The 14,643-nt window shown below is 40.9% G+C and carries 19 protein-coding genes; 13 read left to right on the top strand and 6 right to left on the bottom strand.

Annotated elements, in window-relative coordinates; translation table 11 throughout:
* Positions 1-7 precede the first annotated feature (7 nt).
* The 4 genes from KBF71_02920 to KBF71_02905 form a co-directional block, all read right to left on the bottom strand.
* Positions 8-1,798 carry a succinate dehydrogenase flavoprotein subunit gene (locus tag KBF71_02920; GenBank protein ID MBP9877269.1) on the bottom strand — a complete coding sequence of 597 codons (1,791 nt, stop codon included), beginning with the start codon at positions 1,796-1,798 and terminating at the stop codon, positions 8-10.
* Positions 1,799-1,804: 6 nt separating this feature from the next.
* On the bottom strand, positions 1,805-2,197 hold the full coding sequence (gene sdhD, locus KBF71_02915) for a succinate dehydrogenase, hydrophobic membrane anchor protein (protein ID MBP9877268.1): 393 nt from the start codon (positions 2,195-2,197) through the stop codon (positions 1,805-1,807).
* 5 nt (positions 2,198-2,202) lie between these two features.
* Positions 2,203-2,589 (bottom strand): succinate dehydrogenase, cytochrome b556 subunit, encoded by a 387-nt coding sequence (gene sdhC / locus KBF71_02910; GenBank protein ID MBP9877267.1) that lies wholly within the window; start codon positions 2,587-2,589, stop codon positions 2,203-2,205.
* A 96-nt stretch (positions 2,590-2,685) separates the two neighbouring features.
* Positions 2,686-3,534, bottom strand: coding sequence for a folate-binding protein YgfZ (locus tag KBF71_02905; protein ID MBP9877266.1), 849 nt, complete (start codon positions 3,532-3,534; stop codon positions 2,686-2,688).
* Between the two features lie 151 nt (positions 3,535-3,685).
* Between KBF71_02905 and KBF71_02900 the strand changes: the two genes are divergently transcribed.
* The 9 genes from KBF71_02900 to KBF71_02860 all read left to right on the top strand — a co-directional run bounded on the left by KBF71_02900 (position 3,686) and on the right by KBF71_02860 (position 8,520).
* Positions 3,686-4,099, top strand: coding sequence for a hypothetical protein (locus tag KBF71_02900; protein MBP9877265.1), 414 nt, complete (start codon positions 3,686-3,688; stop codon positions 4,097-4,099).
* Between the two features lie 18 nt (positions 4,100-4,117).
* Positions 4,118-4,531, top strand: coding sequence for a flagellar basal body rod protein FlgC (gene flgC / locus KBF71_02895; protein ID MBP9877264.1), 414 nt, complete (start codon positions 4,118-4,120; stop codon positions 4,529-4,531).
* A gap of 33 nt (positions 4,532-4,564) precedes the next feature.
* The gene (locus KBF71_02890; protein MBP9877263.1) at positions 4,565-4,894 is read left to right on the top strand and encodes a flagellar hook-basal body complex protein FliE; all 330 of its coding nucleotides are present in this window, start codon (positions 4,565-4,567) and stop codon (positions 4,892-4,894) included.
* Positions 4,895-4,922: 28 nt separating this feature from the next.
* Entirely contained in the window at positions 4,923-5,195 is a 273-nt protein-coding gene (gene fliQ / locus KBF71_02885) for a flagellar biosynthesis protein FliQ (protein ID MBP9877262.1), read from the top strand.
* A gap of 3 nt (positions 5,196-5,198) precedes the next feature.
* Positions 5,199-5,963: a flagellar biosynthetic protein FliR gene (gene fliR, locus KBF71_02880; GenBank protein ID MBP9877261.1), complete on the top strand. Its 765-nt coding sequence runs from the start codon at positions 5,199-5,201 to the stop codon at positions 5,961-5,963.
* A 15-nt stretch (positions 5,964-5,978) separates the two neighbouring features.
* Entirely contained in the window at positions 5,979-7,052 is a 1,074-nt protein-coding gene (gene flhB / locus KBF71_02875) for a flagellar biosynthesis protein FlhB (protein ID MBP9877260.1), read from the top strand.
* A gap of 120 nt (positions 7,053-7,172) precedes the next feature.
* A complete protein-coding gene (locus tag KBF71_02870) occupies positions 7,173-7,631 on the top strand; it encodes a mobile mystery protein A (protein ID MBP9877259.1) in 459 nt (152 codons plus the stop codon).
* Positions 7,628-8,227, top strand: a complete 600-nt coding sequence (locus KBF71_02865) for a mobile mystery protein B (GenBank protein ID MBP9877258.1) — start codon at positions 7,628-7,630, stop codon at positions 8,225-8,227. The genes KBF71_02870 and KBF71_02865 overlap by 4 nt, the downstream gene beginning before the upstream one ends.
* On the top strand, positions 8,224-8,520 hold the full coding sequence (locus KBF71_02860; protein MBP9877257.1) for a GIY-YIG nuclease family protein: 297 nt from the start codon (positions 8,224-8,226) through the stop codon (positions 8,518-8,520). Before KBF71_02865 ends, KBF71_02860 begins: the two co-directional genes overlap by 4 nt.
* On the opposite strand, the gene KBF71_02855 is transcribed toward KBF71_02860, so the two are convergent.
* Both KBF71_02855 and KBF71_02850 read right to left on the bottom strand, forming a co-directional pair.
* The gene (locus tag KBF71_02855) at positions 8,477-9,646 is read right to left on the bottom strand and encodes an ATP-binding protein (protein ID MBP9877256.1); all 1,170 of its coding nucleotides are present in this window, start codon (positions 9,644-9,646) and stop codon (positions 8,477-8,479) included. The two genes, KBF71_02860 and KBF71_02855, sit on opposite strands and share 44 nt — an antisense overlap.
* Before the next feature lie 166 nt (positions 9,647-9,812).
* Positions 9,813-11,645 (bottom strand): hypothetical protein, encoded by a 1,833-nt coding sequence (locus KBF71_02850; GenBank protein MBP9877255.1) that lies wholly within the window; start codon positions 11,643-11,645, stop codon positions 9,813-9,815.
* Positions 11,646-11,819: 174 nt separating this feature from the next.
* Between KBF71_02850 and KBF71_02845 the strand changes: the two genes are divergently transcribed.
* The 4 genes from KBF71_02845 to KBF71_02830 are packed head-to-tail and all read left to right on the top strand — an operon-like array spanning position 11,820 to position 14,639.
* Positions 11,820-12,119: a transcriptional regulator gene (locus tag KBF71_02845; GenBank protein ID MBP9877254.1), complete on the top strand. Its 300-nt coding sequence runs from the start codon at positions 11,820-11,822 to the stop codon at positions 12,117-12,119.
* Positions 12,120-12,121: 2 nt separating this feature from the next.
* Complete coding sequence (locus tag KBF71_02840) at positions 12,122-13,108, top strand: ABC transporter substrate-binding protein (GenBank protein ID MBP9877253.1); 987 nt, start codon at positions 12,122-12,124, stop codon at positions 13,106-13,108.
* Positions 13,105-13,950 carry a hypothetical protein gene (locus tag KBF71_02835; GenBank protein ID MBP9877252.1) on the top strand — a complete coding sequence of 282 codons (846 nt, stop codon included), beginning with the start codon at positions 13,105-13,107 and terminating at the stop codon, positions 13,948-13,950. The genes KBF71_02840 and KBF71_02835 overlap by 4 nt, the downstream gene beginning before the upstream one ends.
* Positions 13,944-14,639 (top strand): ATP-binding cassette domain-containing protein, encoded by a 696-nt coding sequence (locus tag KBF71_02830; GenBank protein ID MBP9877251.1) that lies wholly within the window; start codon positions 13,944-13,946, stop codon positions 14,637-14,639. The genes KBF71_02835 and KBF71_02830 overlap by 7 nt, the downstream gene beginning before the upstream one ends.
* Positions 14,640-14,643: the final 4 nt, after the last annotated feature.

The raw sequence follows: 14,643 nt of genomic DNA, 5'->3' as shown, positions 1-14,643 counted from the left end.
TTATCTTTTAATAAACTCTGGCTTTTGGTGGAATCGGCTCAATCTCATCCGTTAAGGTTTTCATTCTCACTGGACGATAATCAATCTTGGTTTTCCCTTTTGCATCGCAGGTGATAATTGTGTGCTTCATCCAATCCTTGTCATCGCGATCTGGATAATCTTCACGGGCATGCGCCCCTCTGCTTTCCTTACGATTTTCAGCCGCAATAATTGTCACAAGGGCTTGATCCATCAGATTTTTAAGCTCTAATGTTTCAATCAAGTCTGTATTCCAGATAAGTGAGCGATCCGTTACCTTCAAGCGATCCAGCTTTTGATAGGCTTTTTGAACTTTCTCAACGCCTTCTTGCAGAACCTCACCTGTTCTGAAAACCGCGCAATTGTTCTGCATTGCTTTTTGCATTTCAAGACGTAAATCAGCTGTCCGAACATCACCTTTTGCGAAGCGCGCAGCATCCAGATTCGTCAAGGCAAAATCAGCTGAGTCTTTCTGTGGTTTTGGAACAGCTGTTCCAGGCTTGATAATTTCTGCAGCTTGATTCGCAGCTGCTCTCCCAAAAACAACCAGATCCAGAAGTGAGTTCGATCCCAGACGATTTGCACCATGAACTGACACACAAGCAGCCTCGCCAATGGCCATCAGACCTGGAACGATTGCTTCAGGATCTTTCTTTGTAGGCCTTACAACTTCGCCCTTATAGTTGGTTGGGATACCGCCCATGTTATAATGCACGGTTGGCAACACAGGAATCGGCTCTTTTGTCATATCAACGCCCGCAAAAATCTTTGCTGTCTCAGCAATGCCAGGTAATCTCTCATGAATGATCGCAGGATCTAAATGCTCAAGGTGGAGATGAATATGATCATGTTCTTTACCAACACCACGGCCTTCACGGATTTCAACTGTCATAGAGCGGCTCACCACATCACGGCTTGCTAGATCTTTTGCTGATGGTGCATAACGCTCCATAAAACGCTCACCTTGTGAGTTGGTGAGATACCCACCTTCTCCGCGTGCTCCTTCTGTGATCAGACAGCCAGCACCGTAAATTCCTGTTGGATGGAACTGAACAAATTCCATATCTTGCAACGGCAAACCTGCCCTCAAGACCATACCACCGCCATCACCTGTACAAGTATGGGCTGATGTGCATGAGAAATAAGTCCGTCCATAACCACCTGTTGCCAGCACAGTGATGTGCGCATTGAATCTATGAATTGTACCATCATCTAAATTCAGCGCCATCACGCCACGGCAAACACCTTTATCATCCATGATCAAGTCAAGCGCGAAATATTCAATAAAAAACTCCGCTTGATGCTTCAAGGATTGTTGATAAAGCGTATGTAAAATGGCATGACCTGTTCTATCTGCTGCTGCACAAGTTCTCTGCGCTCTGCCTTCACCATAGTGAGTTGTCATGCCGCCAAAGGCACGCTGATAGATTTTTCCATCAACTGTTCGGCTAAAAGGAACGCCATAATGTTCAAGTTCAATAATGGCTGGAATCGCTTCTTGGCACATATATTGAATCGCATCCTGATCACCGAGCCAGTCTGAGCCTTTCACAGTGTCATACATATGGAAACGCCAGTCATCCTCACCCATATTCCCAAGAGCAGCACTAATACCACCTTGCGCGGCAACTGTATGACTCCGTGTTGGAAAAACTTTTGAAAGGCAAGCTGTCTTCAGACCCTTCTCTGACATGCCAAAGGTGGCTCTTAGTCCAGCACCACCTGCACCGACGACAACAACGTCATAAAAATGATCAACAATTTGATAAGCTTCAGTCATTCGTTTTTACATACCCCCAAATGATATTCTAATCACTGCAACAACAGATGCCACAGCCATAAATAAACATGCAAATTTTGTTCCATAAATGGCGAACCATTTCATTTTTTCGCAGTGAATATAATCCTCATAAACAACTTGCATCCCATTTGCAGCATGATGGAAAAGAAATCCTAGAAACAGAACCATCATCGTGGCTTGAAAAGGACTCCTGAGCCAATCTGCAAATTCAGTTAAATCTGCATCAATAAGACCAACCAAACTAAAGACAAACCAAATCCCCAGAGGAATCAAAGCAACCGATGTTAGCCTCATCATCCACCAATGATCTGTACCACCTTTAGCAGAACCGAGGCCTTTGACTTTTTTATAAGATGTTTTGAAATCAGACATAATCATCCCTCCTAATTCACTAAATAGATTGACCAAAGCCCAAAGGTCAAACCAAAGGAGGAGAAAACAGCTATCCACCCTGTAAAAGTCATTGTTTTTAAATCATACCCCATGCCTATATCCCAAAAGAGATGGCGAATACCTGTGCAAAGATGGTAAAAAAAGGACCAACTCCAACCAAAAAGCAAAAGAATCCCGAACCACGATGAGGCAAACATTCTAAATTCTGTGTAAGTTTCCGGCCCCATGGCCGCTGCCATAAGCCATGCAAAAAGATAGACTGTCCCCAAGGTCAGAAAAACACCTGTCAGCCGATGAAAGATCGACAAGGTTGAGGTTATTTGAACTTGATATATTGTCAAATGCGGCGACAAAGGTCTTTGTTTTTTTGTTGTCATGGTTATCCCAAATAATCATTGAATATCTATCATCATAGAATTGAATGAATATTTGGTTATTTGTCAAATGAAATCCACATTTTTAAATCACTTTTTTTAACGAAGCCAAGCAGGCTTAAAAAATTCAACAATAAAATCATCTTGTTCAAGCTTACCTTTCAATTCTGCCAAAATTTTTTGCACCTCACTGATTGTAACAAAGGCCATCCCAAAATGAGTTGAGAGATTTGTTACCTTCCCAATTTCTTTTCCATCTTTTATAAGCTCGCAACCAATTTGCGGTGCGCCCTTCACAATTTTAAAAGGATACAGAGCGCGCTTTAGCAAGCCACGATATTTCATACGCGCTGTCAGCTCTTGACCCAAATAGCACCCCTTGTCAAAAGAGACACCATTCAATTTATCAAGGTGCGCCTCGAGTATGTAAGTTTGATTTGGCACCAGATCCTGCCCAGTTTGAGGAATCCCATATGACAAGCAAAGATTTTCATATTGATCAATGGATCCAATCTGCTCAATTGGATCTAAGCTCTTCATAATAAATCGAAAGCCTAATTCGGAAAAACGCGGATCACCATAGCTGAAAGCATTCGGCAATAGGCTTATGCTTTTTTCTGAGAGAGACACACCAACTTGCGCATTGGTTACTTTTTCAATCTGCACATCTGATCTTAGCTTGTAAAGCTTTAGCTGCATCATGAACGAATCAAGCAAATGAGATGGGCCCTCAATCCAATAAGCATCATCCTGTGGCATTTGCACAACAAAAAAATCAAGAACAAACCGACCCTGCGGCGTTAAAAAACATGCATAAATTGAGGCATCTGATGACAAAAACTCAATATCATTTGTAATCAGACCTTGCAAGAATTGCTTTTTATCTGCCCCTGTTATGCGAAGACAAGAGCGATCGGGTAAAATCATTAAAAACTTATCTGTCATCATTCAGGCTTCCTTATGCTTAAAGCCCATCTTATCACATGATATCTATCCCTCAAATCTTTTTGTGAAGTATTGAAGATGGTTAATACCCTCAAAATTAATACTTTCTTAACCTTCCAATCGTAGAGTAATGAGAGTAAAAGAGGAGATTTCTATGTCCTTTCTCGAAGGATTTTTTCGTAAAGCACATTGGCTGGCGGCCAAGCAGACTATTATTGCGAAAAATATCTCGAATGCAAGCCTTCCTCATGAGAAAGCCTTAACGATTGATAGGCCCAATTTTGAAAAAGAACTTAAGAAATCAAGCAATCAACAAAAAATGAGCGCGGCTAGATCCCCAATTACAACCAATGCCAAACACTTTGTCGGCGGCCCAGGTCTTTCTGCTGTTCAAGGATACGATACAGAAAAACAAAAAAAGCCTTATCAAATTACAAAAAGCGGAAATACGATTAACCTTGAAGAACAAATGCTTGAAGCCGCAGATGTCAGAATGGAAAATGAACTTGTTCATATGCAAATCAAAGAATACATGAACATGTTGAAGCTCGCTTTGAATAAAAAATAACCAATAGGATAACCTCAAATGAGTGATGCATTTATTGATACGATTAAAATTTCAGCTTCTGGCATGAAAGCAGAATCCGATCGATCACGCATAGCAGCTAGAAATCTTGCAAATGCAGCAACAACAGATGCTGGTGACGGCAAACCATATCAAAGAGAGATCCCTGTTTTTCAGCAAGTTCTTGACCGTGAAAACAATCAAAAGCAAGTCAATCTTAAAAAGATTGTCAAAGACCAAAGCGCTTTTGAAAAAAGATATGAACCTTCACATCCAAAAGCAGATCAAAATGGATATGTTGAATACCCAAACGTCAATCCAATCATCGAAAAGGCAGATTATGAAGAGGCTAAGCATAATTATCAAGCCGGTCTCAAGATGATCAAAGCAACACAAGAAATGCACAGCCAAACTGTGAATCTTCTCAAACCATAATAATGATAGCCCACTATAAAAAGGATAAACATCATGCCAGAAGGTACAAGCACATTAGGCAGCCAAATTATGAAGGCCTACACATCGGCAAAAGAAAGCGCCGGCAAACCAGGAATGAATGCACCAAGTGCAAATAATTCATTTGGGAGCATTCTAAAAGATATGGTCCAAGATCAAGTCACAGATACAATTTCTTCTATCAAAGCATCTGAAAAAACCAATACAGAATCACTCGATCGCAAAAAAGGCGCTCAGGAAGTTGTTTTCTCTCTTTTAACAGCGAAAGCAAAATTGGAAGAAACGGCAGCTATCCGAACAGAAGTTGTCCAAGCTCTCCAAGAAATTTACAGAACACCTGTTTAATAACGACCACCTTAGATCTGAGATATAAATGACTGAAATTGACGCTATCGAGCTCGCAAGACTCTCTATTATCGTTGCATTAAAGATTGGGGCTCCAATTATGCTGCTTGCTTTATTTGTTGGTGTCGCGATCTCTTTTCTGCAAGCCTTAACGCAAATTCAAGAGATGACTCTTTCTTTCGTGCCCAAAATATTGGTCATCTTCATCTCTATGATATTTTTGATGCCTTACATGATTTCAACACTCACAGATTTCATGGGATATCTAGCAGAAAGAATCACATACTTAGGCGTCAGCTAAGCGATGATTGAAGATCTATTAACCCAGCATATCTTTGAATGGTTCTTCATTTTTTGCCGTATTGGCACTGCTCTCATGCTGGTACCAGGTATTGGCGATAATTTTGTCAGCACAAAAATTCGACTGATTCTGGCCCTTGGTCTTTCTGTTATCCTCTTTCCTGTTGTTCAGCGATATCTACCAACAGTGCCACACAATGTCTTTATTCTTTTATTTCTTGTGCTGAAGGAAGTCATGATCGGTGCTTTTTTAGGCATGATCGTTCGTATTTTCCTCTCAGCTCTCGATGTTGCAGGTACTTTAATCTCATTCCAAATCGGATTTTCGAACGCAGCCATGTTCAACCCCGCCCTTTCATCACAAGGATCTTTGGCCAGTGTGTTCTACACAATTATTGGCACAACGCTGATTTATATCACAGACCTTCATCATCTTTTTATCAGAGGGCTTGTTGAAAGCTACATGTATCTCTCACCACTCGAAACGATTTCACTGCACGATCTCTCAGATACAATGCTTAAATATATCGCCGATGCTTTCATTATTGGCGTCAAAATGTCTCTACCCTTTCTCATTTTAAGCGTTCTGTTTTCCGTTTCGCTTGGCATCTTATCTCGGTTGATGCCACAGCTTCAGGTCTTTTTCATAGCTATGCCTATCCAACTTTTGGTCGGAATCATTCTTGTAGCCGCAACGGTCATGACCATGTTAATCTATTGGCTGAATTATACTGCTCAAGGCTTGGGCGGTCTATTTGGCCTGAATTAGGAAGGGAGATGAATCATGGCTGATGATGATAGTGATGATGATTCCCAGAAAACGGAAGAGCCCTCCCAGCGAAAACTAGATGAAGCTGCGAAAAAAGGACAAATTTTCAGCAGTAAAGAGATCAACAATTGGATGATGATTCTCTCAACTTTTTTTCTCGCTTTTGTTTTTGCGCCCACTTTAGGAAAATGGAGCTTTAATGGTCTTGCTACATTTTTACAAAATGCAGGGGACTTTCACGCTGATAATTTTGAAACGGGCTCGATCATGACTGACGGCCTTTTCCTCACAATCAAACTGCTTGCCATTCCTTTATGCCTTGCAAGCCTAGCCGCCATCATCGGACAGCTCATCCAGGTCGGCGGGAAAATGTCTCTTGAAAATTTAGTGCCAAAGTTAGAGCGTGTTTCACCTATAAGTGGCCTTAAGCGGATATTTTCAATGAACTCTTTTGTTGATTTTATCAAAGGGATCATCAAAATGGCCATTACAGGCTCGATTGTCTTTGCGATCCTTTGGCCAGAGGTTAAGAAAATAAATCTTTTCACAGGGGCAGACCTTCTCACAGGGCTTAGCGAAATACAATCTTTGCTCGTCAAAATCTTACTCTCAATTCTATCTGTCTTATTCCTGATTGCAATTCTCGATTACCTTTATCAACGCTTTGCATTCATGAAAAAAATGCGCATGAGCCATCATGAAATCAAGGAAGAATATCGACAAACAGAGGGTGATCCACTCGTTAAAAGCAAAGTACGACAAATGCAACAAGAGCGCTCTCAGCGTCGTATGATGCAAGCTGTTCCGAGCGCAGATGTGATCATCACCAACCCTGAGCACTATGCGATTGCGCTGAAGTATGAAGAGCTCCGAAACACAGCGCCAGTCCTTGTTGCTAAAGGTGTGGACCGGATTGCGCTTAAAATCAGAGAGATTGCGAAAGAACACAAGGTCCCCATTGTTGAAAACCCACCTCTAGCGCGTGCTCTTTATGCCAACGTAGATCTTGATGAAGAAATTCCGGAAGACTACTATAAGGCCGTTGCCAAAATTATCTCCTACGTCTATGGGCTCAAAAAGAAACGCTAAGATGAAAAAATCAACTTAAAGATTGATATTTCTTATAAAAAAACAATCTGTATATTGTTTTTTTGTGTTGACAATCAATCTATAAGTTGATACTTTAGAAGAGAAAACAGGAAAATGAATATGAGAGACCTATCACAACGTCAAATAGACAGAACTTTTAAAGACTTCAAAACAAACGCCTTACCTGAAAGACCAAGACACGGATGGATTCGTGCTATCCGTGATGCATTGGGCATGACTCACGAACAAATTGCAATAAAACTTAAAGTAAGTACTCAAGCAGTTCAACAAATGGAAACATCAGAAAAAAGAGGAACAATAAACCTAAAGACGCTTGAAAAAATTGCACCAGTCTTAAATTGTCGTCTTTTTTATACCCTCCTCCCTAAAGATTCCCTTGAAAAAATAGTTCAGAATAGAATAGAAGAAAAGGCACGAAAAACTGTTTTATTAATCAGAAATTCAATGGCACTTGAAGATCAAAAAACACAAGATGAAGAAATTGAATTTCTAGTTGACAAACTAAAAGAATCCTATAAAAACAAAAAAAACATTTCATTTATATGGGAAGACGAATGAAGTTCATTTATGCTATTGGCGCAACGCCTTATAATGAAGATGAAGCACATAACTTAATCCCTACGAATGTTTTAACACAAAATGAAGTTAATGAACATGAACAAGCCAACATCCTAGAAGCACACAAATGGCTTCTCACTAAAAAGAAAATTGATCCTTTATCAACAGATTTCATGAAAACCCTTCATCGCAAAATGTTCAACTTAACATGGAAATGGGCAGGACAATTTAGGCAATACCAGACAAACATTGGGGTAGCGCCCTACTTTATCCAGGAATCCCTCTTCACTCTTTGCGCAGATGTTAGATACTGGATAACTGAAAAAACATATACATCAAACGATATCGCCGTTAGATTTCACCACAGAATTGTCAAAATTCACCCATTTCACAATGGGAATGGTAGGCTTTCTAGATTAATTACAGATCTTCTTTTGAAGCAATTTGATGAGAAACCATTTCAATGGAACAATCTGAACCTAACAATTGATTCCGATATTAGAACGCAATATATCTCAGCCCTGCAAAGAGCCGATAGAGAAGATTATGCCCCATTGACTCACTTTTGTACAATAGATCAAGAAACGCTAAGATGACAAATGCTCCTATCTGGTACGTCTATATCATTCGCGGCAACGATAATTCCCTTTATACGGGCGTTTCAATTAATGTTGAAAGACGCTTTCTGGAACATCAATCGCAAGGCAAAAAATGCGCGAAATACTTAAGAGGCAAAGCGCCTTTGAGGCTTGTCTTCCAACAAAAAATGCCAAATAAAACTGCAGCCTACCAGCTTGAATATCAGATTAAGCAAATGAGCAAAGCTGATAAAGAAAAGCTGATCATTATACGAGATTTGAGAGTTCTTGGCACAACTCAATTAGACTAATGACCTCAACATCTTTGCTTTTAGGGAATCGATCTTTCCCTCCATAAACAATAAAGGCTTTTTTAGGTTGAATATCTTCAAGCCCAACAAGAAATCCTTTTTGCATTTTTGGAACAAACCCCTTTTTGACTTCAATTGCCCAAAGGCCATGCTTGCCACCATGCTCTAGTACGAGATCAATCTCTGCTCCTCTTGCAGTCCTATAAAAACTAGACAAAGTACGAAAAGGCGCAGCAGAAAGAAGATTCTCAATCACAAAGCCTTCCCAGCTCGCACCAACAATAGGATGCCCTAAAAGCTCATCAAACGTTTCAATACCCAGAAGAGCATGAACAAGCCCGCTATCTCTGATGAATGTTTTAGGTGTTTTAACAAGTCGTTTTGACACATTGGTTGCATAAGGATGAAGCTGCCTGACAAGTAATAGATCTGTTAAAAGGTCAATGTAATTTTTAATAGTTGTCACTGATACGCCCAGGCTTCTTGATAAGTCCGCCTGATTAATCATGGCTCCCTGATGGTGCGCAAGCATAATCCATAATCTCTCAAGCATTTCTGAAGCTATTCTTGGTCCAAATAAAGGAATATCTCTCTCTAAATAAGTGCGAACAAAGTTCTGTCTCTTTAAATAACTATCCTCATCATCTGCAGCAAGAAAGCTTCTTGGGAAACCACCCCTGAGCCATAATTTTTCTAGCTCGGAATAATCTTTGATCTCGAGTGCGTTCAAAATCCCAAGGTCCACATACTCAATGCGTCCGGCTAAAGTTTCTGATTGCCGCATCAAATCAATATTCGCTGATCCTAAAAATAGAAATCTACCTGTCGCTTTGCCAATGCGTCGACCTTCATCAATAATACCTCTCAGCGCTTCAAATAACGTTGGAACACGATGTATTTCATCGAGTATAACTAATTTATCGGTATGGCGTCGTAAAAATTGCACAGGATCGGAAAGCTTCTCACGATCCCCTCTCGCTTCAAGATCTAAATAAATAGAAGGTTGCCCCTCCCCAATAAGGAAAGCAAGAGTGGTTTTTCCAACCTGTCTTGGCCCGATAAGAGCAACCGCCGCTTCTCGTGTTAGTGCTTTTTGGACAATAGATGTTGCATATCTTGGTATCATTGTTGTAATTATAAACTTAACTTTTAAAATTGCAACAATAAATTAATAGAGGTGACAGCATAATAGAGCACAGGTGAAATATCAACAGCAGACCGCAGAAATGAGACAATCCTATAAAACTCTATTCTGCAGTAGTCTCAATCATGTCATGATGAATGAAGAGAAACTAAAACTGAAAGGTACTTCCTTTATAGAAAGTGCTTATCTCTGTCAGAAATTGTTTTGGAGAATTTGCAATGTTGTTGTTCCCAAAATAAAAGCTTGTCCGCGTGTCGCTCTCTGCACGAGAAGCAGCAAGCATCACAACACCAATTGATCCAATTTTGTTCCTTTCAAGATTAAGACTGGTCAACGTCCTATTCACTTTGAGGGCATCAGCGAGGGCTATTGCACCTACATTTCCACTTTCGTTATCTTTAAGATTAAGACTTGTCAAGGTTCCATTCACTGCGAGAGCCTTAGCAAGCACTTCTATACTCTCATCTTTTATGTGATTACTCTCAAGATTGAGACTTGTCAGCGTTCTATTCTCTTGAAGAGCCTTAGCAAGGGCTACTGCAAAGCCCTTGACATCATTCAAAGAAGAATAAAATTGAGATTTTCTACCCGGTATAGAATGGCCAACAAGGATCATGCTATCAGCGCCCAGTGAGTTGTTCCCAAGATTAAGACTTATCAGCGCCTTATTCACTTCGAGAGCCTCAGCAAGAACTATTGCGCCTTGAGGCATAATAGAGTTACCCTCAAGATCCAGACTTGTCAAGGTTTCATTCACTTTGAGAACACCAGCAAGCACTTTTGCACCTTTAGGGTTGATTTGGCTATTCTTAAGACTCAGACTTGCCAATGTCACATTCACTTTGAGAGCCTCAGCAAGCATCTCAAGATCTTCAGTTCCAGTTCGGACACTATCCAGATTAAGACTTGTCAACGTCTTATTCACTGTAAGAGTCTTAGCAAGCGCTCTTATACCTTCGCCACGCATGTCGCCACGAGCGCCCCAAAAATGAAGACTTGTCAAAGTCTCATTCACTTCAAGTGCCTCAGCAAACGCAACAATGCCTGCATCTCCAATGTTGCTATGGAACAAATTAAGAGTTGTGAGGGTTTTATTGACCTTAAGAGCCCCAGCAAGCGCCGCAGCACCTGCATTTCCAATCTCGTACGCCATCATATTAAGACTTGTCAGAGTAGTGTTCACCTTAAGAGCCTCAGCAAACGCTTCAGCGCCCGCATCTCCCATTTTGCTAGGCCACGAAAGATCCAAATTTGTCAGAGTCTCTTTCCATCCAAGAGCCTCAGCAAGCAGCACAGTATCTGCATCTCCCATCTCATAATCAAATTTCATCTTTGTTACAGGAAGAGTCCCTGTACAAAAATCATGCAGTTCTTTTGTATTATGAATAACGCAGACAGACCAGAGATAAAACATTTCGAATAGAACGTTGATGGTTTGAGAGAAATACCTCTCTACATCATCAAGTAATAAGATCTCATACTGCGTTCGGAGCAAATTTTCGAGATATCCGCGCAACAATGAGGGAGAGCGTCCTAGCACCATAGTAATATCTCGCAATGTGAGAGTCATCTCTCGTTCTCTTGCAACTTGTTCAATAACTGGCTTAATATAAGAATCGAAGAGCTGAGAATTGAAAACATCTCCTTCAAAACATTGAAATGCACCCTGTTGAAAAATTTTTAGAATATCATCAAATGTCTCAGCTTCCCTCAACTTTTGCTCATAAACCGGTTGTAGAAATTTCAGTTTCATATCTAAAGTCACTGGAATGTTATTAATTTTTTTCAGACAAATAATTTTCCACTCCCTATCCCAAAGAGGCAATTTATTGAGCTCAGCTAATTTGTCTGCAAAATCGATCTCAGATACTTTAGGGGTTTGCTTTCCTGCCTCGGCTTGAATCGATCGAGCGCCTTGCTTTTGGAGCACGGCTGTAGAAGAGGTTTTTTGTGATAAATTGAGTGCATCTAGAAGTGTCATATGTCATTACCTTTCTTGTTATAACGGTTTATAAAAATATTCTTTGTAAAAACCTACAGAAGATGAATTACATTTTCAACTTAAAATTTTGGCCCAATCTCAATTTTTTTCTTGACCCCGTCGCCCTATTGTACTAGCATAGTAGCACATTATACCAATTGAGGAGACAATAAGATGGACCCAGATCATCATCACACCGCACAGTTTCAGCTTTGTGAGGCGCTTCTTTCACTCCAAAACAAAGAAGAAGCCTTTCTCTTTCTGAAAGATCTGTGCACGCCGCAAGAGCTCAGCGCTTTATCAGAAAGATGGCGCGTCTGTCAACTCCTTGCGGATGGAAAACTCTCATATAGAGAGATCCATAAATTAACAGGAGCAAGCCTCACTACTATTGGCAGGGTTGCCCGCTTTTTAAAAGATGAACCCTATCACGGATATAGACTCATCCTCAATCGACAAAATCAAGGACCTTAAAAATGACTCAATTCAAAGTATTATTAACTGCCCTCTTCTTCTCTTGCCTCAGCTTACAAAGCTTTAGTGCAGAATTAAAACAAACCAAAATTCTCATCAGCAAATCCAGTGACAATCCTGCTTTAAACCGGGCCATTGAAGGCATTATAGATGGTCTTGCAGAAAATGGATTCATCAAAGATCAAAATTTAACTCTTCGCATTGAATCAGCCCAAGGCAATTTTGCTCTCGCTTCACAAATCGCCTCAAAATTTGCAAATCAAAGGCCTGATATTTTTGTTGGCCTCGGGACACTCTCCTCCCTCAGCCTTTCCAAATATACCTCCACGCAAAAGACACCTCTTGTTTTTGCATCTGTCACAGATCCTCTTGGCTCTGGATTGATCGATACAATTCAAGCGCCTGGCAAGAACACAACAGGCGTTTCTGATGCTGTTGATCTTGAAGCTGAGCTTGATCTCTTTCTTGAATTGCAACCCAATTTAAAAAGACTCGGTGTGATTTATAATCCTGGCGAACAGAACTCAGTTACCTCTCTTGACACCTTAGCACCTCTCTGTGAGAAAAAGGGAATCACGCTCATCAAACAAAGTGCCTCGAAGACAACCGATATTCCACAAGCAACAACAAAACTGATCAATCAAGTTGATGCCATCTTTATTGACAATGACAATACAGCTTTAAGTGCCCTTCAAAGCATTATCAAAATTGCAACCGACGACAAGATTCCTGTTTATGTGAGTGATACAGACGCTGTGGAATTGGGCGCGCTTGCTGCTTTAGGGCCAAATCAGCACGATCTCGGCCGCCAAGCCGCTTCCATGATCATACAGATTCTGAATGGCACTGATGCTGGCTCAATTGAAGTTGAATTCCCAACAAAAACTGAACTCTTTCTGAATGCAAAAGCGGCCGAAAAAATAGGCCTAGACCTTAAGCCTGAGGTGATGCAGCGCGCAACCACACTTTTAAATGAGATCTCAGAATGAGTTTGAACGAACTATTGATGAGCCTTGATCTCGGGCTCATCTATGGGATTATTGCTATCGGCATATATCTCAGTTTCCGGATCCTGAATTTCACTGATTTAACATGCGATGGCAGTTTTGTCTTGGGTTCAGCCACATCAAGCATTCTGATCAAGCTCGGATTTTCACCTATCCTTGCCATCATGATGTCTTGTTTAGCGGGAGGATGTGCCGGCCTTGTAACCGCATTTTTAAACTTAAGATTTAAAATCAACGATTTACTCTCGGGCATTCTGGTTGCTTTCATGCTTTACTCGTTAAACTTACGCATTATGGGTGGCCAGCCAAATCTTGTGCTTTTCGATAATAAAACCATTTTCACGGGTTTAAATTCTCTCTATATATTGAGCATCATAAGTATCAGCATCATATTGTTGATAGCCTATCTTTTGCAGACAGACTTTGGCCTTGGCCTCAGAAGCATTGGCCAAAACAAAAGACTCGCTGTTAACAATGGCATCTCGATCCCAAAAATGACACTCATTGGCCTTTCCCTCAGCAATGGACTCATCGCCTTTGGCGGAGGCCTCTTCAGTCAACATCAAGAATTTTCAGATGTCGGAAGCGGCTTTGGAACCATCATTATCGGCCTTGCTTCCATCATTATCGGCGAAAAATGCTTTCAAAACCGCTCACTTTGGGTCTCAATTCTCAGCTGTGTCTTTGGATCGATTCTCTATCGCCTCTTCATTTCAATTGCGCTGCACAGTGATGCACTTGGGCTTGAAAGCAGTGATTTAAACTTAATCACTGGTCTTCTGATAACCTCGATTATGATCCTATCACGGAGACGCCCATGCTGACTCTTGACAATATTTCTCTCACGCTCGGCAAAGGAACACCTTTGGAAAGAAAGCTATTCTCTTATTTAAACTTAGAGATATTACCGTCAGAATTTGTTGTGATTATTGGTGAGAATGGCGCTGGTAAATCGACTCTCTTCAATCTCATTTCAGGCGCACAAAAACCAAATTCAGGCCGCATTCTCATTGATGAGATAGACATGACACATAAAAACCAAATTGCTTTTTCGGCCGTTGTTTCTTCTGTTATGCAAGATCCACGTGTTGGCACAATGGAAAACCTGACCCTGTTCGAGAACCTTGCCTTTGCTGATCGTCGCACTAAAAGACGAGGCCTTGCGCTCTGGTCTCAAAGCAAACGCCGCACCCTTTATCAAGACAGGTTAAGTCTCTTAAACATGGGGCTCGAAAATCGCCTTGATGATACTGTCTCATGTCTTTCAGGTGGTGAGCGTCAAGCACTGAGCTTAATCATGTCACTCATGCAGCCATCAAAGCTTTTGTTATTGGATGAGATTACAGCTGCTCTCAATCCAAAAACAGCAAAAAAAATCATGAATCTCGCCTATCAACTCGCCCGTGCTGAAAAAAGAAGCTGCCTTATGATCACACACAATATGAAAGAGGGACAGCAATATGCCGATCGACTTTTGATTTTAAAGGATGGAGTCTTGATTGAGGTGCAGTGAGAGA

The organism is Alphaproteobacteria bacterium (assembly GCA_018063245.1).
In the GTDB taxonomy this organism is placed as follows: Bacteria; Pseudomonadota; Alphaproteobacteria; order JAGPBS01; family JAGPBS01; genus JAGPBS01.
Note: the sequence above shows the minus strand (reverse complement) of the source record. Positions and strands in the feature narration are given on the sequence as shown.

Excerpts from the sequence above, each read along its gene's own strand:
- KBF71_02920 (MBP9877269.1), bottom strand. The coding sequence starts at position 1,798 with ATGACTGAAGCTTATCAAATTGTTGATCATTTTTATGACGTTGTTGTC.
- sdhD (MBP9877268.1), bottom strand. The coding sequence starts at position 2,197 with ATGATTATGTCTGATTTCAAAACATCTTATAAAAAAGTCAAAGGCCTC.
- sdhC (MBP9877267.1), bottom strand. The coding sequence starts at position 2,589 with ATGACAACAAAAAAACAAAGACCTTTGTCGCCGCATTTGACAATATAT.
- KBF71_02905 (MBP9877266.1), bottom strand. The coding sequence starts at position 3,534 with ATGATGACAGATAAGTTTTTAATGATTTTACCCGATCGCTCTTGTCTT.
- KBF71_02900 (MBP9877265.1), top strand. The coding sequence starts at position 3,686 with ATGTCCTTTCTCGAAGGATTTTTTCGTAAAGCACATTGGCTGGCGGCC.
- flgC (MBP9877264.1), top strand. The coding sequence starts at position 4,118 with ATGAGTGATGCATTTATTGATACGATTAAAATTTCAGCTTCTGGCATG.
- KBF71_02890 (MBP9877263.1), top strand. The coding sequence starts at position 4,565 with ATGCCAGAAGGTACAAGCACATTAGGCAGCCAAATTATGAAGGCCTAC.
- fliQ (MBP9877262.1), top strand. The coding sequence starts at position 4,923 with ATGACTGAAATTGACGCTATCGAGCTCGCAAGACTCTCTATTATCGTT.
- fliR (MBP9877261.1), top strand. The coding sequence starts at position 5,199 with ATGATTGAAGATCTATTAACCCAGCATATCTTTGAATGGTTCTTCATT.
- flhB (MBP9877260.1), top strand. The coding sequence starts at position 5,979 with ATGGCTGATGATGATAGTGATGATGATTCCCAGAAAACGGAAGAGCCC.
- KBF71_02870 (MBP9877259.1), top strand. The coding sequence starts at position 7,173 with ATGAGAGACCTATCACAACGTCAAATAGACAGAACTTTTAAAGACTTC.
- KBF71_02865 (MBP9877258.1), top strand. The coding sequence starts at position 7,628 with ATGAAGTTCATTTATGCTATTGGCGCAACGCCTTATAATGAAGATGAA.
- KBF71_02860 (MBP9877257.1), top strand. The coding sequence starts at position 8,224 with ATGACAAATGCTCCTATCTGGTACGTCTATATCATTCGCGGCAACGAT.
- KBF71_02855 (MBP9877256.1), bottom strand. The coding sequence starts at position 9,646 with ATGATACCAAGATATGCAACATCTATTGTCCAAAAAGCACTAACACGA.
- KBF71_02850 (MBP9877255.1), bottom strand. The coding sequence starts at position 11,645 with ATGACACTTCTAGATGCACTCAATTTATCACAAAAAACCTCTTCTACA.
- KBF71_02845 (MBP9877254.1), top strand. The coding sequence starts at position 11,820 with ATGGACCCAGATCATCATCACACCGCACAGTTTCAGCTTTGTGAGGCG.
- KBF71_02840 (MBP9877253.1), top strand. The coding sequence starts at position 12,122 with ATGACTCAATTCAAAGTATTATTAACTGCCCTCTTCTTCTCTTGCCTC.
- KBF71_02835 (MBP9877252.1), top strand. The coding sequence starts at position 13,105 with ATGAGTTTGAACGAACTATTGATGAGCCTTGATCTCGGGCTCATCTAT.
- KBF71_02830 (MBP9877251.1), top strand. The coding sequence starts at position 13,944 with ATGCTGACTCTTGACAATATTTCTCTCACGCTCGGCAAAGGAACACCT.